The organism is Aquirufa echingensis (genome assembly GCF_042714525.1).
GTDB classification, from domain to species: Bacteria; Bacteroidota; Bacteroidia; order Cytophagales; family Spirosomataceae; genus Aquirufa; species Aquirufa echingensis.
Genome location: NZ_JBBKYA010000003.1, coordinates 428,806 through 453,891 on the forward strand (window position 1 = coordinate 428,806; position 25,086 = coordinate 453,891).

The window sequence follows — 25,086 nt, forward strand, 5'->3', positions numbered from 1 at the left end:
TACCTATAAATTCCCCTTTTTCATTTCTTTCACGGCATAATCCACCGCACGCGCCGTCAAAGCCATATAAGTCAATGACGGATTTTGCGTTGATGTTGAAGTCATACAAGCCCCATCAGTAACAAATACGTTTTTCACCGCGTGTAATTGATTCCACTTATTCAACATCGAATTCTTCGGATCAGCCCCCATACGAACGCCACCCATTTCATGGATATCTAATCCTGGTGCTTGTTTCGTATCTCGTGTTCGAATATTCTTAAATCCTGCTTTGTGATACATCTCAGAAAACTGATCGATAAAATCTTGTACCATTTTATCATCATTGTCATCGTAAGAAACATCCATATGCATAATTGGCAATCCATGGGCATCTTTTTTCACGGGGTCCAAACGAACTTGATTGCTTTCCTTCGGAATGGTTTCTCCCATCATGTGAGAACCTGCATACCAATTAGTATTCAATTTCGGATTCAAAAGCGAATGTTTCAAACTCTCACCCACCGAATTTTGGTCGGCATGTGTTCCTCTTCCCGCGCTCATGCCCGCCGCATAACCACGTAAAAAATTCGTCTCCTGCTTATACAAATTACGGAAACGTGGCACATAACCCGAAGTAGGTCGAGAACCTTCCGTTTTCGTATCTAAATAGCCTTCGTATTCCGCAGAAAGCGAGGCCCGGTAATTATGAAAGGCCACGTATTTCCCTAATACTCCGCTATCATTCCCTAAACCATTCGGGAAACGATGGGATTTCGAATTCAATAAAATAGCATTCGTATTCAAAGCTGCGGCTGTTACAAAAATGACTTTAGCGTAATATTCAACCATTTCATTCGTATGTGCATCGATCACTCGAACACCAATAGCCCGAGCCTTTTGCTCATCATAAATGATGGATTCCACAATCGAATCTGGACGCAAAGTCATATTACCCGTTTTCGCTGCCCAAGGCAAAGTAGAGGCATTTGAACTGAAATAACCTCCATACGGGCAACCACGCTGACATAAGTTCCGACTCATGCAACGGCCACGGCCTTGTTGGTAGTGGATTTCACGTGGCTCCGACAAATGTGCACAACGCGCCACAATCACATGTCGGTCGTTATAATGCTTTTTCATTTCCGTTTGGAAATGTTTTTCCACACAGGTTAATTCATAGGCCGGCAAGAAATCGCCATCTGGCAAAGAATCCAAGCCATCTTTATTTCCTGAAATTCCAGCAAAATGTTCGACGTAGGAATACCAAGGATCAATGTCCTTGTAATTAATAGGCCATGGCGTCGCGAAACCATCACGGGCAGGACCATCAAAATCCAATTGGGACCAGCGTTGGGTTTGGCGCGCCCAAAGCAAGGACTTGCCACCAACTTGATAGCCCCGAATCCAATCGAAGGGTTTATCTTGTTCGTAAGGATGTTCCGCGTCCTTAACCATGAAATGCTTCGCATCTTCGCGGAAAGCATAGCATTTACTCACGACGGGATTGGCAGCGATTTCTTCTTGGGTTAATCGCCCCCGATGTTCAAATTCCCATGGACTCATCAACGTCGTAGGATAATCCTCATTATGTGTCACCTTGCGGCCTCTTTCCAGCACCAAGGTTTTAATTCCTTTGTCACAAAATTCTTTGGCAGCCCATCCACCTGCTATTCCCGAACCGATTACAATCGCACCATAGGTACGCTTCTCTGCATGTTTTAAAATTTCCATCGCTTATTTGTTAACCGGCACGCAAGGATTCCAAAATCCGGGCGCCATCTGATAATTTAAATGATTTATCATGACATATTCAGTCGTCACATAGCCTTGAATTGTCAAACCCTTCAAGGTCGACATTGCTTTTTGCGCATCGACACCATGTTTTCCTTGTTCTAATTCAAACAAGAACGCTTCCAATGCAGGACCACTCGCTTGCGACCAATCTCCTTTGTATAAACTTGGAATTTGACCCAAAACTGCACGAAAAGTTTGCTGAGCTTTGGGCTCATAACAATCTTTCAACATCGTTTTAACGAACGTAGGAACGCCTAAACTGACAGCTCCTGGAACCGAAGATTCAGGGATAATGCCACCAATCCAGCGATTGAGAACATCTTCCTCTGCAAGACTTAATGAAAGTGAAATGGGTTTGGATTTGGCCGACAAATCATAATAGGCAACGGTTCCCAGGGCGGCTAATGTCATCCCTTTTAACCATGCACGGCGACTCGACATTTTCATGTTTGATAGGTTTTTGAATACCCTACAAACTTATCAAAAATTAATCAAATAAAAGCCACTTTACCCCATAAGCAAAGCCTCTGCTCATAGCAGGATACAGATATGCCGAATAATAATTATCGGTCAATAATCCTTGCGTCGCATTCGCCATTTTGAAGAACAAACGAACCCGATTAATTCGCAAAGAAACATAAGGATCAACCTGCACAAAGGCCGGTAATTCATAGCGATTTTGTAGGTGATATTGTTGTATGGCCGGTTGGTACGTATCTCCATAATACGCCGACTGCCCTATCACATCAATCCCAAACTGCATATAAAGCAATTTCTTGTATTGAACATTCAAGGCTAAATTCGCATTTGCGACTAAATTCGGCATACGCATGACATTAGGCCCCGTTTGCGTATTTGCGTGTACATTCGATTGCCATTCGAAGCGACCAAAATTACCCCCCAAAGCAAGTGATGTACGAAAAACGGCAATGGCTTCGCGAGCTTGTGTTGCCGTCGCAAGACTATCATAATACACCCAAGAACCAATGCGCTGAATAGTCACCGATGGCTTCAAATAAAAATGCTTTGTATTAACCTCAATCCCCCCGGCCAATTGATCGAACTCAATGTTGGCAAAATCATTCTTCCAACGATACGATGTATTATACATCCATTGATTTACCAATGTAGGACTCACGGAAGTTCGTTGGTAATTTGCCCAAAACCATGGCGAACTCAACGAAGCCTTCATCAAATAATCTGACCCAATTAAATACTCCCCTTCTGCCTGAAAATCAAGGTTTTTACCTACTTGTTGGCGTAACCACAAACACACATAATTTTCTAATTTATCTAAGGTCGTCGTGTTTAAGGGATTATAGACCGACCAATAGCGCTGTTTGACATGGGCCCGGTAGGTAAACTGGCGGTAAATCCCCTTAATACCCGTTTGGTGGCTATATGAGCGCCATTGATTTTCATTGTAAAGCGAATCACTCGCTGGCGCTTGAATGTAATTGATATAAGTTCGAGGATAAAACCCAGAAGCTAAATTCGTCTGAAAAGCCAAATCCCTGTATTTCACCTTCCGCGTTTCCACATCTAAACGTTGAAATAATTGCAAACCTTTAAATCCAACAAACTCATGGTAAAGGTGCAATTTCAGAAACTGGTCGTTGGACTGCGTTTTTGATTCTGTCAATAAAGCTGTGTTATCAATGTATTTCAATGCGGCGGCAGGTGTTTGACCCGTCGTTAACTTAATTCCCCCTTGGTCATTTGTTCCTTGGTCAAAATAATTGATGTGACCCAATAAGCGATACCGCTTATTCCGAGAAGTAAAATTGGTATGCAATAAAACGCCCCACTGGCCGGTTAAACTTTGATCCCCCGATTTAAACGCGGCATCTGTTAAATTCTTATCGGCAACCAATCGTTGGATTTCTACCCCTACATTCCACAAGGAATCCACGTTTCGAGCAAAGGCAAAATTGAGATTGGTCTGCCCTCCTGCTCCCAAATTGTAGGTAACTTCAGAAAATGGCGATTTAGTTTGATAATAACGGATTTGATCTGCCTGAAAAGCATAAGGCACATAGGCATTATAGCCCATTTGGGTACCAATAACCTTAGGAGCCTTGGTGAAAATATCCCGATAAGCTGTTCCTTGATTTCCTAAATTCGTGGATAAAAAGCCATCCCGTTCTTGATATAAATAGCGATGTAATAGCGTCAACGTTGTATCAATGCGGCGTTGAACCACTTCACTATTTACAGCATCAGATTCCAAGAAATAATGCACGGTTTGCGGGCCATAGATTTGTTTGGTCGAATCATCCAAGGCAGCTCTGCCCGATTTATTAGAAGTTTGTTGGCCACCTTGCTTCTGTGTTTTCGGATCCGGGAAACCGGCATTGGCAGGATCATAAGCACCCATTTGCCCATTGGTAATTTGACTAAACCCCTGCAAGGCTAGCAACAGAAAAACAATAAGAGGGTAAATCGACCGCATTTTCACAGCGCAAAGGTAATTAAATAATGTTTAGCGCTTAAGGCTTTGCTTTAACCAAGTCCAAAATTCCGCTTCATGTGACACAAATTCCATTTGCATGGGTAAGTAATATAAGTGTGCTGCCAAATGTGGATAATCCGCCAAATGTTCTTGAAAACGCATAAAATCCTTGTGCGTCGTCAAGATGCCCGTATCGTCTTGGCATTGCTTCGCGATGTATTCCCAATACTGAAAATCGGCCGTTTGAAAGGCATAATGATCAGCGTAAGACTCCTGATTAACGATATCGCCTAAACTTTTGGCCTGTTTGAAAAAAGGCATCGGATCGGCAATTCCTGCCACGAGGTGCCATTTTTTGATCACTAAAGAATTAGGTCCTATTGGGTTTCCATAGCTCACACGCGTGTAAAATACAGGCAAACCAAAGGATTCAAAAGCCGTTTGTTTCGCCTCAGCTAAAGTGGCCGGACAACGATTTACGATGATTGCCTGCGCGCGATGAACGCCCGCAATCGACTCACGCAATCTCCCCAAAGGCATTAATTTATCCGTAAAAAAAGGCTTATCGTAAGTCGTGCACAGTAAATTCACATCCCCTTGAATCGCGCGATGTTGAAAAGCATCATCTAAAAACAAGGTATCTATATCCTGTTGCAATTTTTCTACCCCCACAACTCGTTTTTCACAAACGGCTACGGTGATTTCCGGCATGAGTTGTTTATAAGCCAAAGGTTCATCACCCACTTCAGATGCTTTGGAGCTAGATTCAACTATACGAAAGCCTTTGGTTTTACGGCCGTAACCCCGACTTAAAACACCCAAACGTTCCTGAAACGGCCAATGCTGAACTAAATAAGCCACAAATGGGCTCTTTCCTGTGCCACCTACTGCGAGGTTACCGATAACGAGAGTTTTCGGTTGATCTACATGCTTGCTTTCGAAATACTTGTGATCATACAACCAATTCCGGCAGGAAGTAATCAGGCCATATAACTCCGATAATAAATAAAAAAGCAAGCGTTTAATCATTCCTTAAAACTACTAAATAAACAAATCAATAGAAAATAATAACTTGCGGGCATGATTCAATTGAAATCCCATACACTCAATTTCCATTTCGAAGCAGGAACATCACGAGGTGTTCTAACACAGAAGACGAGTTACTTTATTCGCATCGAACAAGATGGACGTACGGGTATCGGAGAAGCAGGTCCACTGCGCGGCTTAAGTCCGGAATTTGAAGAAGATTGCTCGGCTTCATTTCAAAAGATTATTAATCAATTACCTGAATTACCCCGAACCATCGCGGAAATTCCAGCGTATCTGGAAAACATCCCCTTCTCATTCCCCTCCTTGCGGATGGCTATAGAAATGGCCATTTTGGATTGGATGCAAGGTGGACTTGGGCAATATTTCAACAATTTCTTTTCTACTCAGGAAGCACCTATACCTATCAATGGATTAATCTGGATGGGAAATCCTTCGTTCATGCGCGAACAAATTGATGCCAAATTAGCAGCAGGCTATAATTGCCTCAAACTGAAAATTGGCGCCATCGATTTTGACCAAGAAATCGAGATACTTCGAGAAATACGTGCTCGCTACAACTCAACTGATTTAAGCATTCGTGTAGATGCCAATGGCGCCTTTTCCGTTCCAGAAGCTACTGAAAAATTGGAACGTCTAGCTCAATTTGACTTACATTCGATCGAACAACCAATTCGCGCTGGCCAATGGGAAGCGATGCATGATTTATGTGCCCAAAACATCTTGCCCATTGCTTTGGATGAGGAGTTGATCGGTGTGGAAAATCGGGAAGAATTACTCAACGCAATAAAACCACCTTACATCATTCTAAAACCTAGTTTATTGGGCGGTTTCCACGCAACAAGGCTTTGGATCGCAGCTGCTGAAGCACAGGGAATCGCTTGGTGGATTACATCTGCCTTGGAATCAAACATAGGCCTGCAAGCGATTGCGCAATTTACAGCGGAGTTCGACAATCCATTACCGCAAGGTTTGGGAACGGGTCAATTGTATTCGAATAATTTTGAAAGTGGACTTTATATCCAACAAGGTAATATTTTTCAAAAATCGGGGCTTCAAAGAGCCACGCCTTTTGACTAAAACTCCTATCTTTGCTAAGCAAAAAATTAACATATCCGCATGAATACGATTGACGAGGCGATGATTGCCATTTTAGAGCAACGATTGAAATTGAGTAAATTGTCTTATTCCGACGAAAATTACGATGACGTAGAGGAATTGCTACATGATTTAGAAGATGATTTCAATGAGAAATATGGTGACCAATTAGAGGAAATCCTTGAAAAAGTTCACTTGAAACATTGCCCAGAATCAGATGTATTATTGCCTACGGCCTATTTAGCAAAGAAATTTGTAGAAACAGCGGACGGAGAAGTCGAAATCAGCAAAAAAGAAGGTGTCGAAGTAGAGTGGATCGAAGACCCAGCGGCAGCAGCCCGTTTGGTTTTATTGCCGTCACCTACTCGCGTGCTCCTCATGACTCCCAAAGGACTCGAGATAGTCTGGGAAGAATCGAAATAAACAAAAAAGGTGAGGAACAAAATCCTCACCTTTTTTTATGCCAACCAATCAATTCCCTTTTTCAGTAAATCTAAGGTTTGTTGGCCTTCCGGATACCCCGAGGCATCATACATATATTCCCAAGCCGCCAAAGGTGGCAAGCTCATTAAGATCGATTCCGTCCGACCATTCGTTTCCAATCCAAATTTCGTCCCGCGATCGTGAACAAGATTGAATTCCACATAACGACCCCGACGCAATAATTGGAAATTACGCTCCTGCTCAGAAACCGCCTTGGATGCGTTTTCCTTCATCAAATGGCTGTAAATAGGAACAAAAGATTCTCCTACCGACTTCACAAAATCAAAGGTTTTAGCTTTGTCTTCTTTCAAATAATCAAAGAAAATTCCCCCAATACCGCGCGTTTCATTGCGGTGTGTGTTGAAGAAATAATCATCCGCCCATGTCTTGTATTTGGCATAAACATCAGGACCAAAACCATCACATGATGCCTTCACTTGTTGGTGAAACCATTTCGCCTGTTCTGGAATAATGATATGAGGCGTTAAATCAATGCCACCACCAAACCACGATTGACCATTGCTCAATTCAAAATAACGCACATTCATGTGGATGATCGGAACCCAAGCATTGATCGGATGCATCACGATCGAAACGCCTGTTGCGAAGAATTCAACCTCCTCCGTTACATTCAAACTCGTGACCATCTTAGGATGTAATGGCCCCGAAACAGCTGAGAAATTCACACCCGCTTTTTCTAAGATAGAACCTCCTTCGATCAGTCGGGTTCTACCGCCACCCCCTTCAGGACGCGACCAAAGATCCTCACGGAATTTACCTGTTCCATCCGCTGCTTCGATTCCCGCACAAATCCGATCCTGTAGACCACGGAAATAGGCTTCAATTTGCTCTTTATTCATACTAATTAGGGGATGAGGTACTCGAATCCGATTGCGTTTCAGGTTCCCCCATCAAGGCATTCAATGAATCTAACTCAGAATCCGATACCTGCAAGGAATCCGGCAAAATGCTCGTTCCTCCTCCACAATCGAAATCTTTCTTCACCACGCGTTTATCTAATTTATCAAAAGGCGTTGGTTTGTACATGGCCAACAAAGGATCATTGACCACCTTGATCATAAAGCGTTTGTAAATTGGCATGGCTGTTTTTGACCCCTCACCCAATGCACCCGATCGGAAGTGAATCGAGCGATCATCGCCACCAACCCAGACGCCTGAAATGAGGTTTTGGGTCATTCCGATGAACCAACCATCTGAGTGATTAGATGTCGTACCCGTTTTACCTGCAAAATTATGCGCATAACGATTATTACCTTCTGGCAATAAGACGGCGCCATCACCCCACAATAAGGAACTTGCCGTTCCACCTTCGTGAATGACACCTTCCAACATATAGCGCATCAATTGGGCTGATTCCTTTTTGATTACCCGTTCAGCTTGTGGCTCAAAGTTGACTAATACCTTGCCATTTTGATCCTTAATCTCCGTTATGATCATTGGCTCCACATGAATCCCTTCATTCACAAAAGCTGAATATGCCCCAATCATCTCATACAGCGATACGTCGATCGAACCTAAACCAATGGATGCCACAGGTTTCAAAGGACTTTTAATCCCCATCTTTTTAGCATAATAAGCAACGGTATCAGGGCCAACAAATTCATTGGTTAAACGCGCGGTGACTGTATTCACCGACTTGGCTAATGCCCGCTTCAATGGCATTAAACTATACGAAAAGGTACCATCTGCATTGTGTGGCGACCAAATCTTTTTCTCCCCATTCTCCTCAATCTCCAAGGAATAAGGCGAATCTTCAACCGTAAAACATGGTGACAAATCCCGCGGACCATCTATCGCAGCCGTATAAACAAATGGCTTAAAGGTAGATCCAGCTTGTCGTTTACTTTGCTTAACGTGATCGTATTTGAAGTATTTAAAGTCCAAACCGCCCACCCAGGCTTTAATGTGGCCCGTGTATGGATCCATGGTCATCATACCTGCTTGAAGGAATCGCTTATAATAATTAATCGAATCAATCGCACTCATAGTTTGTTCCTCTTCCCCGAGCGTATTACGTGAATAAACCCACATTTTCCGCTTCACATGCTTCATTTGATACCAAACCGAATCTGGATTATTCGGATAACGACGAACCAAAGCCTTGTAATATTCAGTCCGTTTTGCAACCGAATCGATGAAACCTGGAATCTCTTTTCCCGTTTCATCCACCCATGGATTTTGACCCGTCCAGTGATTATCAAATGATTTTTGGGTGCTACGCATTCCCTGCTCCACAGCCTCTTCGGCATGCATTTGTAAACGCGAATCGATTGTCGTCGTGATTTTTAAACCATCCCGATACAAATCAATTTCCATGTCATTCGCCTTCGCCCAATCCTGAATGAATTTCGCCACGGCAACTTTGAAATAATTTCCCGTGCCATCGTACGGTGATTCTTGGTTCTCATGTAAAACGATAGGTAATGGAGCTAAAGAATCATATTCATTTTGCTTCAAATATCCCGCTTTAACCATTTGAGATAAAACCACATTCCGACGCTTCCAAGCCTTATTTTCTGCCAAAGGCTTTCCATCATATCGCTTCGGATTGTAAGTCGTCGTTGCTTTCTGTAAACCTACCAAAATAGCAGCCTCCTGAATATTCAGACTATCCGGTGAGGTATTGAAATAGGTCTTTGCCGCCACTTTAATCCCATAGGCATTATTTCCATAATCCACCGTATTCAAATACCAAAGAATAATCTCATCCTTCGTATAAAAACGCTCTAATTTGATTGCTGTAACCCATTCTTTGGTCTTGTAAATCAATTTATTCAAACCCGGAATATAGCCCAAAAGCCCCGTTTTCGTAAAGCTTTTTTTCGTACGCGTTTTGAATAAGTTCTTAGCAAGTTGTTGGGAAATTGTACTCCCACCCCCACGATCTCCACCTTTTACAATGCCCACAGCAACACCTGCCCAAGCCTGAAAGTCAATCCCCGTATGCTCGTAAAAACGAGAATCTTCCGTTGCGACCAAGGCCTTTACTAAATAAGGTGAAATCAATTTATAATCACGAATCGGCGTGCGATTCTCCGCGAAATACTTGCCTAACAGCACTCCATCCGCTGAATAAATTTCGGACGCTTGGGATAATTTTGGATTTTGAAGGTCGTCGACACTTGGCATTTGGCCGGTCAACCAAAAGATATTCGTCTCAATCACAAATAAATAGACCAAGACATACAAAACCGTTTTACCCGCAATACGCCATAAGCGGACAATCGGTTTATAATAGGGAGAATTTTTATCGACACGCGCATCATAATAAGCTTGTAGTTTTGCGCGTTGGGAATCGTAATAAGCAATAGATTGATTGCAAACAGCCTCTAAACGGCCATATTGCTTCTGCCCCAAAAGCTTTTGAACACCCATTAATAACAAGCTCCAAAGGAAAAAAAGCCCTTGATTAAGCTTGGATTTAATAAGCGAATAATACTGTTGAATCTTTTGGAACATCGTTTATTCTGTTTCTAATTTCTCTAAGATATTCATTAAATCGGTAAAATCCCGAAATCCCGGACGATCTTCATCGCCTGCCACCAGGCCAATTCCCTTGATGGAACTTTGATCAATCCATTCATCTAAATCTGCCTCTGGGATTTCAAGCCCCACAATAATCGGGTATTGTGCCGACCAAATCTCCACGGAACCTTCCATGCCATCCAAGGAATTTGGACTATCGCCAACCAATAAGAATTGCGTCACATACGGAGCCGATGCTGCAAAAACGGCTGGCAAATTATCCGTATCGATGTTTACGCGTAAAATTTTAGGAATCGCAATATCTTGAATCGCGACTAAATTCACCTTGGTATCGATTTCCAGATAATCAGGTTGATATTCAGCTACTTTGGCCTTAATCTCTTCAGCATCGTGCGTAGAAAACTCGCCTACAATCTCAACACCGGCTAACCAATTTCGAATTTCAGTAAATTTTTCGAGGGAAATTTCTTGAATAGGAAAACCTAATAAATCGACCCCCATGCCTGCGCAGTAGCGCGCATCTGACAAATTGGTAATCGACGAAACTTTAACTTGTGTTTTTAACATAGGGTTATTTCATGCTTAGACGCGAGAACAAAACTACGCTTTCAGGAAAATATATCCTAACTTGCAGGAAATTTTCGGCAGGCCTTGAACCTGTAATAGAATATGGAATCAAAAGGAAGAGTATTGGTCGCTATGAGCGGCGGAATCGACAGCTCGGTCGCAGCTGTTTTGTTACACGAACAAGGATATGAGGTCATCGGGATGACCATGAAAACCTGGGACTATGCTAGCTCAGGGGGTGATAAAAAGGAAACAGGTTGTTGTTCCTTGGATTCCATCAATGATGCCCGCCACATTGCGGTATCGTTGGGCTTCCCACATTATATATTAGACATTCGTGAGGAATTCGGTGATTCAGTGATTGACTATTTCACGCAAGAATACGTGGACGGTCGGACACCCAACCCCTGCGTCATGTGCAATACGCATATCAAATGGGACGCATTGCTTCGTCGCGCCGACCAATTAGGCTGTGAATTCATCGCAACGGGCCACTATGCACAGATTCGTCAAGAAAACGGCCGTTACGTAATTTCCAAAGGTGTAGACACTTTAAAAGATCAGAGTTATGTCCTTTGGGGCGTTTCGCAATCGAGTTTAGCACGGACCATTTTGCCTTTGGGTGGATTAACCAAAGCGCGTATTCGTGAGATGGCAACGGAACGAGGTTTTGTGGATTTAGTAAATAAGTCGGAGAGCTATGAAATCTGTTTCGTCCCCGACAATGATTACCGTGGGTTCTTGAAGCGTCGCTTGCCGGAATTGGAGGAACAAGTAGCCGGCGGAAATTTCGTGGATGTTGCCGGAAAGGTTATTGGGAAGCATGAGGGCTATCCATTTTATACAGTAGGCCAACGAAAAGGCTTGGGTAAGGCATTTGGATTCCCAGCTTATGTAATTGAAATCCGCAAGGAAACGAATGAGGTGGTCATTGGTCAAATCGAGGATTTGAATCGGACGGGTATGTGGGTAGGCCAGTTAAATATGCAGAAATACGCCGAGATTCCTTCAGAAGGATTGGAAACCTTAACGAAGGTTCGCTATAAAGATGCCGGAACAGATGCGATTATTCATCAGTTTGCTGATAAAATTAAGGTCGACTTCCATGATGCCGTAAGTGGCATTGCGCCCGGCCAAGCAGCTGTTTTCTATGAAGGAAACGATGTTGTGGGGGGTGGATGGATTCTGAAATCGTATCAGAAAGGCTCGGTGTTTGAAAATTATCAGTCTTTTGAAGTGAATAACGCGTAAATTGAAGAACGCAGCGGCGTGGAATCACGCTGCCGGGGTCATAGCAGTTTTGCTTCCTCAGGCGTTAATTTTACCTTTATCCGCGGCATTTGAATGACTTCCATGTCAAATATCCGGCAACCATCAATCTTAAATCGGAGTGCCGTTTGTTCCGGGTGAAAGCCATGTTGGCCCGCCGCCCCTGGATTCAAAAAAAGCATATTATTACGCTTCGCATCACGTTTAACTTGTAAGATGTGCGAATGCCCACAGACGAAAATCATGGGTAATCCCATGGAAAATACCTCCAATGCATCCGGTTTGTAATTTGAAGGGGCGCCTGCGATGTGCGTCATCGCAACAGTCACATCCTCCACCCGAAAACGCTTGATTTTGGGATACATGTTGCGAATCGTCCGGTCATCGATGTTCCCATAAACCCCTGCAATGGGCTTTCCGTAAGCCGCTAATTTATCGGCTAATTCAACCGAACCCCAATCGCCCCCATGCCATATTTGGTCACATTCCTTCAAATGTTCATCTAAACGAGGATCCAAATAGCTATGCGTATCCGAAAGCAACAAAACCTTAACCATGTTATTCCGCGCGTTTATTTTGCAAGGAAATCAAACGTCCCGCGCTAATCAATTCATTTTTCTTCCAAATCACCTTCTCTTGATTCAAGGCATTCACCACCTGTACATCTTGTTTCACCCAGGCCGGCGAACCCGCATCTTTCCATGCCGAGTACCAAAACGAGGCAACACGCGAAGATGCTAAAAGCATACGATCCGGAATTGAAGCGCCTAATTTCGCACCATAGGCTTGAATAAAGGCTTTGGTATAATAACGCTGCTTCCGACCGTATTTTTCCACCATCTCAAAAGATCCCTCCTCGCCCAAAGACGCGCGCACTTCTTTTTCTGCAACAAACATAGCTGGTAACATCGCATGTGATTCCAATAAAATTTGAAAGATGAAATCCTGAGGCTTAGCAATGTACTGAACGCCAGCTACTTGATTCAAGGCATATCCCTGTAATTGCGCTTCAGGTACCAAACTTTCCCAAAGTACATGCATGCCTTTTTGGCCGGTCAACTGCCCATCATGATTACGCGTCGTATGCAAAGGTACGTGTGCATCAGCCACATAATGACCTAAATCCGCCGCATAAAACAATACTGAATCCCTTTTTCCTGTTTTAAACGCCTCTACTAAACGACCATATACTCGAACCACTTCCCAGGGAACTAATCCCTCTTTGCGCAAACTATCCAAGCCATATTTAGCTATGGCTTTGTTGAAATCATGTGGGATTGATGTCTTATAATCAGAACCAAAAATCGGTGCATCCATATCTAAATAATGCTTCGCATCTTCTTGTTTATCATCCTTGCGTCTTACATCCGGGCGAATGGATTGTTGGACTAAGTATTCCTGATTCGCATAAAAATAGCCAGCCAATTCATCGGGTAATTGATAGATCGAAATCTGCTGCAAGGTTTTATGCGCTAAAAAGCCCCAAGAGGCACAAATAATCAGAACGAGAACACTAATTTTTTTCATGGTTGATAAAGGATTTTGGCGTTCGGCCATATTGTTTTTTAAATGCGCGTGTAAAATAGGCGGGATCATTAAACCCAACTTGGTAAGCTACTTCGGAAATATTCAAACTACCAGCTTCTAATAAAACTTTAGCCTGTTGCAAACGTATCGAACGAATAAACTCGTTTCCGGCAAGGGAAGTTAGATTTTTCAACTTCCGATATAACTGCATTTTACTCATATCAAGGCCTTTTTCAAGGTCTTCGACATCAAATTCGGGATCACTTAAATGATCAATGATGAGTTGGGTTGCTTTCACCAAAAATGCATCCTCAAAAATAGGCATTTTACCTTCGCTTAATTCCTGTTGGATCATTTGTTTCTGCCAATTTTTGCGAAGGCGATCTTTGGCTTCCAACAAGGTATTAACCCGTATTTCAAGGATATCAGCGTTAAATGGCTTACTAACAAAGTCATCCGCACCAGATTGCATACCTTCGATTTGGCTTTCTTGAGAGCTTTTCGATGTCAAAATTACGATCGGAATATGATTGGTTTTTGCGTTTTGACGTAGGGCCCGACATAAATTAATCCCGCTCATACCAGGCATCATCCAGTCGGTAATCACTAAATCTGGCAAATAAGTATTTGCCTTTTCCAAACCATCCTCGCCCCGATCCGCATAAATAACCTGGAAACGGGAGTCAAAAATCCCCCCAATGAATTCACGCATTTCTGCATGGTCATCCACGACCAATAAGATGGGCTTTTCTTGCTCAATTGCGGATAGGCTAGGTAATTCTTGCACAGGAGCTTTTTGTTGGACGGACGCTTGCACCCAAGACTGATCAAAAGCTTCCAATTCTACCGGAAAATGCAGGATAAAAGCACTTCCTTCACCCAATTTACTTTTGACCTGAATATCGCCACGATGCAACAACATCAATTCCTTACATAAGGATAAACCGACTCCTGTACCTACCACCTGAACGGCATCCGGGATTTGATAAAAACGATCAAAGACATGTGGCAAATGCGCTTCCGAAATACCCCGACCGGTATCCATTACCCGCAAAGTCACTTTACGAACATGCGATGCCGTGCCAACAAAAACCTGTTCCAATTCCAATTCAACACCGATTTTACCATCTTCCGGCGTATGTTTAAAGGCGTTGGACAATAGATTACTCAAACACTTTTCTAAGATATCGGAATCGTAATATACCCATAGCGCTTCCACAGGAAAGTTGTATTTCAACGTAATCTGTTTTTGCTGTGCATAACTCTCAAATCCCTGTAAAATATGAACCAACTGCGAAATCATGTCATGTTTCGCAATGACTGGATGCTGTTTCCCAGCCTCAATCTTCGACAAATCAAGCAATTGATTGATCAAGCGTAATAATTTCTGCGCATTCTGATGAATGGATTGCAATCTACCTACCTGCTCCTTAGGCATCGTTGTATTTTTCAAGAAATACTTCTCTATTGGGCTAATAATGAGCGTCAATGGCGTTCGCAACTCATGCGAAATGTTCGTAAAAAACGATGTCTTAATTTGCTCCAATTCCCGAATACGTTCCTTCTCAATTTCCTTCAAACGTATATCAGTTTTAAAGGCTTCACGGATCTGAATTTCCCGCATGAAACCATACACAACAGCTGAAAATCCAATAAAATACAACAAATAAGCCCACCAAGTACGATACCAAGGTGGCAAAACTTCAATCCGTAATTCCACCGGATTTTCACCCCAGACGCCATCGGAATTCGTAGCCTTCACCTTGAAGGTGTAAGAACCTGGACTTAAGTTGGTATATGTCGCCGTCCGTTGCGTCCCCACAAAATTCCATTCCTTATCAAAGCCTTCTAAATAATAGGCATATCGGTTGTTTTTAGGTCTTTGGTATTCCAAAGCCACAAAATCCAAGCTAAATACGGATTGATCGGGTTGCAAAACCAAGGTCTTCAAATCTGGCAAATCCTCCGTCAAAGGTGAATTCTCCTCGCCCACCTGAACCGTTTTATTAAATATTTTCAAGCCTGTTAGGAAGACATTTGGAACGTCTAAACGCATCCGTAAGCTATCCGATTTTAAATAGTTCAAACCATTAACCCCACCAAAAAACAACCAACCTTGTTTATTTTTCGCATGCGCAGTAATGATAAATTCCTTTCCTTGAAGTCCATCGGCATCATCATAATTAACGAATTTAAAAGTGTTGGCATCCATTTTGGAAATTCCCCCATTCGTGGTAAACCATAAATCGCCTTTTTTATCTTCCTCCATCCCTCGCAGCGTATTGCTCCCTAAACCATCCGCCACCGTGAATACCCGAAACCCTTTTCCTTCCCCTTGATACAAATGCAATCCCCCCCCATTTGTTAGTACCCAAATGCGTTGTTGGCGATCTTCTTTAATGCACGTAATATGATTGTATTTTAAACTATTTGACGAATTTGTCCGAACCAAATGCTGCAATTTGTGGCTGTTTAAATCATAAATAAACACCCCATGCATGGTTGTCCCCACCCAAATTTGACTATTCGAACTCTTTAGTATCGTATTAATATTTTTGTTTTTCAGTTCCTGAGAACTGAATTCGCCAAAAGGATTGTAAAAGTTCTTTTTTATCAAATCAAAAGCGAAAATCCCTTTGGCCTGCGAACCCAATAGCAGTCGGTTTTGATCCATCAACAAACTAGTCCATTTCATGCCCGTTTCATCCAAACGATATGGATAGGACTTCAAATCATTCGGCGGAGTAAAATGAAACAAGCCCTTACCCCAGGCACATACCCAAACAGAACCATCCGGCATCGCTTGAAGTAAATTCACATCAAATCCGGATGTGACATTAAGCTTATTCACCACCGCCTGATTGATCATGTGCTCCACCTTACCCGCCTTATGTTCAAAATAAGACAAGCCCACATTACTCCCGACCCACACACCCCGATCTTCACCAGCACTCAGTGAAGTGACTTTATTGCTTAATAAACCTTGAAACGTATTGGGCTTATAGCGTAACACAGAAAAGCGTGACTTCTGAAAAAAACTGATATTCAAACCAGCTTCCCAGGTACCTATCCACGTATTCCGATTGGAATCTGTGAACATACTCATGACAGAAAACGAACTAATCCCTAAATCAGGATCCGGATTCGAAGGAATGTGTTTGGCATGTTTAAAATCCTCCCCCGTTAATGTATAAACCCCATTATCTGTCCCAATCCAAAGATTACCCAGCGCATCACGTACTAGCGATGTGATGATATTTTGCCGACTAAGCGGTTCGCTTGCCTGGTAGAAAACATTTTGAAATTGCTGGTTTTGCGGATTAAATCGGAATAAACCTTTGCCTTCGGTCCCAATTAACAAATCCCCATTTTGAGCTTCAAACAATGCACGAACCCGAAAATTTGTGGCATTGCTTTTTCCGGAAAAATCAAACGGAATATAATTATGATTGCTTACAAAAGATATTAATTGGCCCGTTCTAGTCCCCATCCAAATCGAGCCATTCGAATGCTTGTACAATCTAACAATTTCTTTGAGTAAGGGATTTTTCAGTTCAGATTCTTTGGGCAAAAAGACATTTTTTTGTGAATCAAACACCAACAAACCCAATCCATTGACAGAGGCATATATCCGATTCTTCCCTACGGCCAATAAAGAAGAAATCGTCAAGGAAGAGAAATCGATGCCTTTCGGCCCATGCGAAAATCGTGTAATTTTCCCAGTCTTTAGATTAATTTTATTCAATCCGGAACTACGCGCAGCAACCCATAAATTTCCTTCTTGATCTTCCAAAAGTGTCGAAATATCACTGCCACTTAAGGCGTTCGCATCCCCCGGATCATGCCGATATATAACAAAGGAATGCCCATCATATCGATTCAAACCATCCGCTGTGGCGAACCACAAAAATCCCCGTCGGTCCTGAATGATTTTATATATCGTACTCTGTGATAGCCCGGAAACCGTACTCAAACGTTCAAAACGCTGCGTTACCTGACTGAAACCTGGAAGGCTCAGACTAAGCAATAACAAGAAACGGATAAGCTGATATTTCATTTCGAATAGCTAAAATAGAAAAATATTCATAGAGTCCTTGCGGATTTATGTGGGCTAACCCGAATAAAATCCTTGCACAAGCATTTCATTTGGCCCCTTTTGCAAGATATATCCATGTATTTGTAAGATTTGTCCCAATTCTTCCATGAACCAGCCTGTAGATTTGTGTCAAGCTTTGAACATCGAAGCAATCCGTTTAATTCTTGTAAGCAAATGGTTAAGACATTTATTTCATTTTCGGCGAAGAATGCCGACAATAAGTTGCCAAAATACCAACAACTCATCAATTCGTTGTTGCGCGACATCGAGATGGGTGAATTGAAACCAGGGGAAAGATTGCCTTCGATCAATGAGGCATCGGAAGAATGTTATTTATCGCGTGATACCGTAGAACGCGCTTATACGGAATTGCACAAAATGGGTGTTATCACCTCCATTTTCCGGAAGGGTTATTTCATTTCAGACGCGAAAGTCAAAACGAAAACCAAAGTTTTGTTTTTGGTAGGTAAGATTACAAATACCAACAAAGTCGTGTTTGATTCTTTCTGTGAATCCTTGGGGAAAAACGTGATGGTCGACATATACACCTATCAATACAAAACGAGTCAATTTCAGGAGATCATGTCTCAGCAATTGGGCAATTACCACTACTATGTGATTATGCCGCATTTGATTGAGGAAGAGGAGGAGAATATCAAATGTCTAAAGAAGATTTCGGGTGACCGATTGATTTTATTGGACCAAAACTTTAATAGCATTTCGCATGCACACGCGAGTATCGTGACGCAACCGAAAGAGCAATTAATCGCTTTATTAGAAAACCAACTAAACCTGTTTAATAAGTACCATTCATTTAATTTGGTTGTTTCGGAGGAGGATTATTTCGACCCGGCGCTGATTAATGGATGTAGTGAATTCTGCGAAACCCATGGATTGGATTTCCAAGTATTAGATGGCCTCGAAACGGAAGATGTTCGTGCAGGTGTGATTTATTTCACGCTAGACGATCGGGATTTGGTTCGGGCCATCAAATACGCAGAAGCAAACAAGTTAGATATAGGAAAGCAAGTGGGACTCATTGCATTCAATGATTCGCATTTCAAAGAAATATTGGTGGGAGGCATTTCCGTCTTATCGAATCAGCCGATTCGGATGGGCGAAATGGCCGCTCAACTCATTAACGAAAACGATAAGGGTAGCCATGAACTCGCGCTACAATTCATCCCAAGAAAATCACTTTAGGGTTTAATTTGCAAAAAGGGGTCATGATATTCATGGCCTCATTTTTTTTGCGTGGGAGATGTTGCGGCGAATGCCGCCTAATTTCGTCCGACTGATCGCTGAATAGCGAAATAGGTTTTTGAACAATTCCTCCGACATATCCTCCCAGTCACGTTGGGTCAATCCAAGCATTTCAGGCAAAGGCTCAAAACGCGACTCTGCATGGGATTTGGCATGTCGGTTCCATGGACAAACATCCTGACAGATATCACAACCAAAAATCCAGTCCTCAAAGCCTTTATTTAATTCGATAGGTAGGTTTTCTTTTAATTCAATCGTGAAATACGAGATGCATTTCGATCCATCGACCACATAGGGCGTGATCGCTTCCGTGGGACAGGCATCGATGCAGCGCGTGCAGGTTCCACAAAAATCCCGAATAGGACCATCCGGTTCAGCAGGTAAATCGATGATTAACTCGGCAATGAAGTAGAAACTCCCCTGTTTAGGAATAATCAGGTTGGCATTTTTCCCTACCCAACCAATGCCTGACATTTTTGCCCAAGCCTTTTCCAGCACCGGCGCTGAGTCGACGAACATCCGCCCATTTATTTCGCCCAATTCATTTTGCAAATCATCCCAAAGCACCTGCATTTTGTCCTTAATTACGCGGTGATAATCTTCACCAAAAGCGTATTTGGAAACCTTAAACGAATCCGACAAAGGTTGAAAATGAGTAGGTGGAAAATAATTATAGACCAAAGAAACAACCGTTTGGGCGCCATCAACCAACAAACGAGGATCTAAACGTTTATCGAAATGGTTCGCCATATAGCCCATTTCCCCATGCATGTGCTGGTTTAACCAGTTCTCCAAATTCGGGGCTTCAGCCTCTAAAAAATCAGCCTTTGATATGCCACAAAAAGCAAAGCCGTGTTGTTGGGCTAATCGCTTAATGACTTGAGAATGGGTCGAAGCTGTCTGATTCATGTGCCATAAAATTACGAAGGTGTGGGAATTAATGCCAAACTGTCAGAAAATAGTTTTTGGTCTATGATTTGCTTAGCCAAAATCCGTATTAATTTTGCCTTATGAAAAAGAAAGAAAACGAACAGCCGGAAGTAGACGAAACGAAGATAGATCCAACAGCGGAAGCGCAGACAGCGGATTCAACATCTGAAGAGCAGGCGGCGCCGGACGAGTTGGAAGAAATGAAAAAGAAATACCTGCTTTTATATGCAGATTTCGAGAATTTCAGAAAAAATAAAGCCAAAGAACGTATCGAATTATTGCAAACGGCCGCGTCCGGTTTAATCACGGATTTGTTGCCTAGCATCGATAATTACGAGCGTGCCTTAGCGAATGCGCCTGAGGGAGAGATTTCAGAAGGAATTCAGTTGATATTTAAAGGGATTTTAAACACGCTTCAAAGCAAGGGATTGAAAGAATTGCCAGCTTTGGGAGAGGTTTTCAATGCCGATTTTCATGATTGCATCACGCAATACCCAGCACCTTCTGAGGAGGATAAAGGCAAGGTATTAGACGTATTGGAAAAAGGATATACATTAAACGAAAAAGTCATTCGCTTTGCAAAAGTGGTGGTAGGAAATTAATCAAACAATGGCTCAAAAAAGAGATTATTACGAGGTTTTAGGCGTAGCAAAGTCGGCAAGCGAAGACGAAATCAAAAAGGCTTACCGGAAGTTGGCCGTTAAATACCATCCGGATAAGAACCCGGACGACAAAGAATCTGAGGAGAAGTTCAAAGAAGCGGCGGAAGCCTACGAGGTATTAAGCAATAGCCAAAAGAAGGCGCAGTATGATCGTTTCGGTCATGCGGGCATGGGCGGAGCAGCTGGTGGTGGATTCGGTGGCCAAGGCATGAACATGGACGATATTTTCTCTCAGTTCGGAGATATTTTCGGCGGCGGGGATGATAGTCCATTTGGAAGTTTCTTTGGTGGAGGAGGTCGAGGCGGACGTCGTCAGCGGAAAGGAACCGATTTGCGCATCAAGTTGAAATTAAACTTGGAAGAAATCGCCAACGGCGTAGAAAAGAAAATCAAGGTAAAGCGCCATGTGGCGTGTAAAGTTTGTTCGGGCAATGGTTCGAAAAACGGAACGGATTTAAAGACTTGTAGCACTTGCCAGGGATCAGGTCAGGTAAAACGTGTCCAACAAACCATGTTGGGCCAAATGGTCACTTCCTCTACCTGCCCTACTTGTTCGGGTGAGGGTAAGAGTGTAGGAGCTAAATGTGACGCGTGTTTCGGAGAGGGACGTGTATTAGAAGAGGAAATCATCCCAATCAAAATCCCAGCAGGTGTTTCGAACGATATGCAATTGTCGATGTCGGGCAAAGGAAACGTTCCCCCACGCGGTGGCGTAGCGGGCGACCTGTTAATCGTCATTGAGGAAGAAGCACATGAAGTATTACATCGCGATGGAAACAATGTCATTTACGATTTATACGTGAGTTTTGTGGACGCGGCATTGGGAACTTCGGTGGAAGTCCCAACCATCGGTGGAAAAGCGAAAATCACGCTCGAAGCCGGCACACAGGGAGGAAAAATCTTACGTTTAAAAGGTAAAGGTATCAAAGAATTGAATGGCTATTCGATCGGTGATCAATTAGTTCATGTCAACATCTGGACGCCTAAACAAGTCAACAAGGAAGAACGTGAATTATTAGAAAAATTGCGTGATTCGGAAAACTTTGCACCGCAGCCAGGGAAATCGGAGAAAGGGTTCTTTCATAAGGTGAGGGATATGTTTTCGTAGATGAGTGAAGAGTGAAGAGTTAAGAGTTAAGAGTTAAGAGTTAAGAGTTAAGAGTTAAGAGTTAAGAGTTAAGAGTTAAGAGTGAAGAGTTAAGAAGTAAGAATTGGGGGTTCAGAATTTCTGAGCCCCTTTTTTATTCCCTTTGATTTTAACCCTAGGCTTTAGCCTAGGGAATCGGTGATATCTCGCCTCAAACTTTGGCAATCCTACAAGGTTTGCCAAAAAAAAAGCCCCGGAATTTCTCCCAGGGCTAAATAAAATACATCTTCACTCTTACCTCTCACCTCTTACTTCAACCTGTTCTGCCATTTCTCAAACTTAGCTACAATCGACTGATACTGATTGGCTGGAATCTTTGATTCTGATAAAGAAGCCGCGATAATATTCATCTCATACAAAGCAATCTGAATATCGCGGTCATGCGAACGAATACCACCCGATAAATAATAATCTAAAGCTTTATCATTACGATCCATCATCGTTTTGGCTACAGCTAAAGCTTTTGATGTATCCCCTACTTCAATCAACAAACTCACCATGCTCGCAGAGAATTGATCGTATGGAATAACTTTATCTGGCATCACCTGATCCAAGTGATTAAGCACTTTCTTAGCCAATGGAATATTTCCCTCACGAATCAATTGATCCGCCAAACGATACGTGCTCAAACGTAATGTCACGCTTGGAATACCCATGTAAAAGTCTCCATGGTAATAGATTTTTTCATCATTCAAACCGCGCCAATACATCTTGTTCAACATGTTATCAGCCATGATTTTTGAATTCACAAAACCATCTTTGGCACCCGAAATCTTAAATGGCATTAATCGGTACGCATAACCTTCCAACTGCATGCTTTCCTTTAAGCCTAAATACTGATCACCTGGCAATGTCGAAGCGAAGTAAATCGGACGCTTCCAGCCCTGCTGCGCGTTGTTCGAGATAATTTCCAATTGGATTAATTCCCCCTTGAAAATGTTTTTCGCAGGTAATTTCCATGCCAATTGATTTGACAAAAAGCCTACAAATTCTTTCGGGAACCAAGCTGAATTCGCCACCTGGGCTACATTCACCGGTATGATTAAAGAATCAGATGGGAACGTATTAATCATTTCACCACCTTGCGTTTGCGCCTGAATCGACGGACTATCACGATGCAACAAATCCAAGAAATCAGGCAATGACATCGCTGCAATGTTCGGACTCTCGTTGTACATGATTTGATCATTCACACCTTCCAAGAACTGATCCTTCTTCAAGGCAATCGGTAAAGCCTCCGACTCGTAAGTCTTGCGCTTCATTTGGTCGATGTACCAATCCGTCCCTAATAAAGACAAATTACAAACACGGACATCTGTACGGAATCCCTCTACCTCTTGCACATACCACAATGGGAAGGTATCATTATCACCACCCGTAAACAAAATGGCATTCGGTGCACAAGAATTCAATAGATTCTTCGCAAAATCGATTTGGTGGTACCGACCGCTACGATCGTGATCATCCCAGTTTTGTTGGGCCAAAATAGCCGGCGCCGAGAAACTTAAAACGCCTAATAAACCCCAACGAACCTGCGGCGATTTGATCAATTTCGTTAACCATTCCGCTAATTGCATGACACCCAATCCCGCCCAAATCGCTAAGAAATAGAAAGATCCCACATAAATATAATCACGCTCACGAGGCTCTGCCGGTGGAGAGTTTAAATATACCGCTAAGGCAACTCCCGACAATACAAACATCATAATGGTCACCAAAAAGTCCTTCTCATCCTTTCGATACAACAAATAGAAGCCTAAAAGCACCAAGATGATTGGCAAATAATAGTAATTGTTACGCGCCTTGTTGTTCTTTAATACATCGGGCAATTTGGACGTATCCTCAAAAGGATTTGAAATCGCATAGGCACCTTCTAAGTCATTTTCCCGACCGATAAAGTTCCATAATAGGTAACGCGTGTACATGTTGCCCAACTGATGCGTAAACATGAAACGGAGGTTATCTCCAAAGCTCGGTTTTTGACCTGCAGGAATGCCCAACATATCTTGATACATCTGCACATGCGATCCTGAATTACTCCAAACACGTGGCAATAACATTTGTTGGTCCTTCTGATAAACATATTCCGGCTTATTCGTATAAACCACATATTTACCATCCTTCATCTTGTAAACATCCTCCCCTTTCTTAAAATCCTCGATTTGAGCCGTATAAACAGGACCGTACAACAAAGAACGAGAACCATATTGCTCACGCTTTAAGTATTTCAAGAAGTTCAAAATGTTACTCGGATCATTCTCATTGATCGGTGGATTATACCCCGAACGTACCAAGGCAACCGTATAAGTCGAATACCCAATCAACAAAAACACAAACGAAAACAGGGCCATGTTCAACAACAATTTGCTGTGCGTATACGAATAACGTATACCAAAAACCACAGCCGCTAAAAGGCAAATCAAGAAGAAAATTGCCCCAGAACCATAACCCATTCCTAAGTTGTTCACGAACTGCAATTCAAACCAGAATGCCACCGATGGCAAGCCTGGAATAATACCCGAATTGATAATTCCTAATATGAATAAACCAGCCATGACCGCAATGAAACCACCTTTGTAAGTAGGCTTGTCCTCCTTCTTAAAATACCACAATAAGGCCAAGGCAGGCAAAGTAACCAAGTTCAATAAATGGACACCGATCGATAAACCTACCAAATACGCGATGAATAGAATCCAACGATTCGCCTTTGCCTCATCTTCCACCAATTCCCATTTAAACGCAGCCCAAACGACTATCGCAGTAAAGAATGATGACATCGCATACACCTCTGCTTCCACAGCTGAGAACCAGAATGTATCTGAAAAAGCGTAAACCAAGGATCCTACGGCACCCGAAAGCAATAAGATGCCACTTTCTGATTTTGATAATTCAGCAAAAGGTTTGTTCAAGACTTTCCGACCAATCATCACAATCGTCCAATGCATGAACAAGATTGTGAAAGCACTCGAAACAACCGACATCATGTTAATCCAGAAGGCCACACGCGTCACATCACCTAAGGCAAGGAATGAAAACATCCGACCAATCAACAAGAAAAGCGGAGCCCCTGGAGGGTGTGGAACTTGTAATTTGTAGGCACAAGCGATGAATTCCCCACAATCCCAAAAAGATGCGGTAGGTTCAACCGTTAAAGTATACGTGACAAGTGAAATGAGAAAAACAATCCAACCGACGAGGTTATTATTGCGTTGAAAATGCTGCATAGTTTGAAATTAAAACTCAAATAAAAGGGATTGGAATC

General features: G+C 42.6%; 18 protein-coding genes. 6 read left to right on the forward strand and 12 right to left on the reverse strand.

Annotated features, from left to right (window positions below; genetic code table 11):
- Positions 1-3: 3 nt before the first annotated feature.
- Genes SKC38_RS07160 through lpxK form a run of 4 tightly spaced genes read right to left on the reverse strand, consistent with a single transcriptional unit; the run spans position 4 to position 5,257 of the window.
- Positions 4-1,713, reverse strand: a complete 1,710-nt coding sequence (locus SKC38_RS07160) for a GMC oxidoreductase (RefSeq protein WP_377976410.1) — start codon at positions 1,711-1,713, stop codon at positions 4-6.
- Between the two features lie 3 nt (positions 1,714-1,716).
- Positions 1,717-2,223, reverse strand: a complete 507-nt coding sequence (locus SKC38_RS07165) for a gluconate 2-dehydrogenase subunit 3 family protein (protein ID WP_377976412.1) — start codon at positions 2,221-2,223, stop codon at positions 1,717-1,719.
- A gap of 40 nt (positions 2,224-2,263) precedes the next feature.
- Positions 2,264-4,228 carry a putative porin gene (locus SKC38_RS07170; RefSeq protein ID WP_377976414.1) on the reverse strand — a complete coding sequence of 655 codons (1,965 nt, stop codon included), beginning with the start codon at positions 4,226-4,228 and terminating at the stop codon, positions 2,264-2,266.
- 30 nt (positions 4,229-4,258) lie between these two features.
- Positions 4,259-5,257 (reverse strand): tetraacyldisaccharide 4'-kinase, encoded by a 999-nt coding sequence (lpxK, locus tag SKC38_RS07175; protein WP_377976416.1) that lies wholly within the window; start codon positions 5,255-5,257, stop codon positions 4,259-4,261.
- Positions 5,258-5,308: 51 nt separating this feature from the next.
- On the opposite strand from lpxK, the gene SKC38_RS07180 reads away from it, so the two are divergent.
- Both SKC38_RS07180 and SKC38_RS07185 read left to right on the forward strand, forming a co-directional pair.
- Positions 5,309-6,355, forward strand: a complete 1,047-nt coding sequence (locus SKC38_RS07180; protein WP_377976418.1) for an o-succinylbenzoate synthase — start codon at positions 5,309-5,311, stop codon at positions 6,353-6,355.
- Positions 6,356-6,394: 39 nt separating this feature from the next.
- The gene (locus tag SKC38_RS07185) at positions 6,395-6,796 is read left to right on the forward strand and encodes a hypothetical protein (RefSeq protein WP_377976420.1); all 402 of its coding nucleotides are present in this window, start codon (positions 6,395-6,397) and stop codon (positions 6,794-6,796) included.
- Between the two features lie 35 nt (positions 6,797-6,831).
- Here SKC38_RS07185 and hemF read toward each other — a convergent pair whose 3' ends face one another.
- From hemF to SKC38_RS07200, 3 genes are read right to left on the reverse strand one after another with little or no spacing between them, the layout of a single operon-like run.
- Positions 6,832-7,716: an oxygen-dependent coproporphyrinogen oxidase gene (gene hemF / locus SKC38_RS07190; RefSeq protein ID WP_377976422.1), complete on the reverse strand. Its 885-nt coding sequence runs from the start codon at positions 7,714-7,716 to the stop codon at positions 6,832-6,834.
- 1 nt (position 7,717) lies between these two features.
- Positions 7,718-10,336, reverse strand: coding sequence for a transglycosylase domain-containing protein (locus SKC38_RS07195; protein WP_377976424.1), 2,619 nt, complete (start codon positions 10,334-10,336; stop codon positions 7,718-7,720).
- A gap of 3 nt (positions 10,337-10,339) precedes the next feature.
- Positions 10,340-10,930 carry an N-(5'-phosphoribosyl)anthranilate isomerase gene (locus SKC38_RS07200; RefSeq protein WP_377976425.1) on the reverse strand — a complete coding sequence of 197 codons (591 nt, stop codon included), beginning with the start codon at positions 10,928-10,930 and terminating at the stop codon, positions 10,340-10,342.
- A 102-nt stretch (positions 10,931-11,032) separates the two neighbouring features.
- On the opposite strand from SKC38_RS07200, the gene mnmA reads away from it, so the two are divergent.
- On the forward strand, positions 11,033-12,181 hold the full coding sequence (gene mnmA, locus SKC38_RS07205; RefSeq protein WP_377976427.1) for a tRNA 2-thiouridine(34) synthase MnmA: 1,149 nt from the start codon (positions 11,033-11,035) through the stop codon (positions 12,179-12,181).
- 38 nt (positions 12,182-12,219) lie between these two features.
- Here mnmA and SKC38_RS07210 read toward each other — a convergent pair whose 3' ends face one another.
- The 3 genes from SKC38_RS07210 to SKC38_RS07220 are packed head-to-tail and all read right to left on the reverse strand — an operon-like array spanning position 12,220 to position 17,783.
- On the reverse strand, positions 12,220-12,756 hold the full coding sequence (locus SKC38_RS07210; RefSeq protein WP_377976429.1) for a metallophosphoesterase family protein: 537 nt from the start codon (positions 12,754-12,756) through the stop codon (positions 12,220-12,222).
- Position 12,757: 1 nt separating this feature from the next.
- Positions 12,758-13,726, reverse strand: coding sequence for a zinc dependent phospholipase C family protein (locus tag SKC38_RS07215; protein ID WP_377976430.1), 969 nt, complete (start codon positions 13,724-13,726; stop codon positions 12,758-12,760).
- Positions 13,713-17,783, reverse strand: a complete 4,071-nt coding sequence (locus SKC38_RS07220; protein ID WP_377976432.1) for a hybrid sensor histidine kinase/response regulator transcription factor — start codon at positions 17,781-17,783, stop codon at positions 13,713-13,715. The genes SKC38_RS07215 and SKC38_RS07220 overlap by 14 nt, the downstream gene beginning before the upstream one ends.
- Before the next feature lie 213 nt (positions 17,784-17,996).
- On the opposite strand from SKC38_RS07220, the gene SKC38_RS07225 reads away from it, so the two are divergent.
- Positions 17,997-19,025 (forward strand): GntR family transcriptional regulator, encoded by a 1,029-nt coding sequence (locus tag SKC38_RS07225; protein ID WP_377976434.1) that lies wholly within the window; start codon positions 17,997-17,999, stop codon positions 19,023-19,025.
- 30 nt (positions 19,026-19,055) lie between these two features.
- Here the strand turns inward: SKC38_RS07225 and queG are convergent, their stop codons facing one another.
- Complete coding sequence (queG, locus tag SKC38_RS07230; RefSeq protein WP_377976436.1) at positions 19,056-19,994, reverse strand: tRNA epoxyqueuosine(34) reductase QueG; 939 nt, start codon at positions 19,992-19,994, stop codon at positions 19,056-19,058.
- Between the two features lie 101 nt (positions 19,995-20,095).
- On the opposite strand from queG, the gene SKC38_RS07235 reads away from it, so the two are divergent.
- Together SKC38_RS07235 and dnaJ are read left to right on the forward strand one after the other, a co-directional pair.
- A complete protein-coding gene (locus SKC38_RS07235; RefSeq protein WP_377976438.1) occupies positions 20,096-20,617 on the forward strand; it encodes a nucleotide exchange factor GrpE in 522 nt (173 codons plus the stop codon).
- Between the two features lie 7 nt (positions 20,618-20,624).
- The gene (gene dnaJ, locus SKC38_RS07240) at positions 20,625-21,785 is read left to right on the forward strand and encodes a molecular chaperone DnaJ (protein WP_377976439.1); all 1,161 of its coding nucleotides are present in this window, start codon (positions 20,625-20,627) and stop codon (positions 21,783-21,785) included.
- Between the two features lie 287 nt (positions 21,786-22,072).
- Here the strand turns inward: dnaJ and SKC38_RS07245 are convergent, their stop codons facing one another.
- Positions 22,073-25,048, reverse strand: a complete 2,976-nt coding sequence (locus tag SKC38_RS07245) for a glycosyltransferase family 117 protein (RefSeq protein WP_377976441.1) — start codon at positions 25,046-25,048, stop codon at positions 22,073-22,075.
- Positions 25,049-25,086 lie beyond the last annotated feature (38 nt).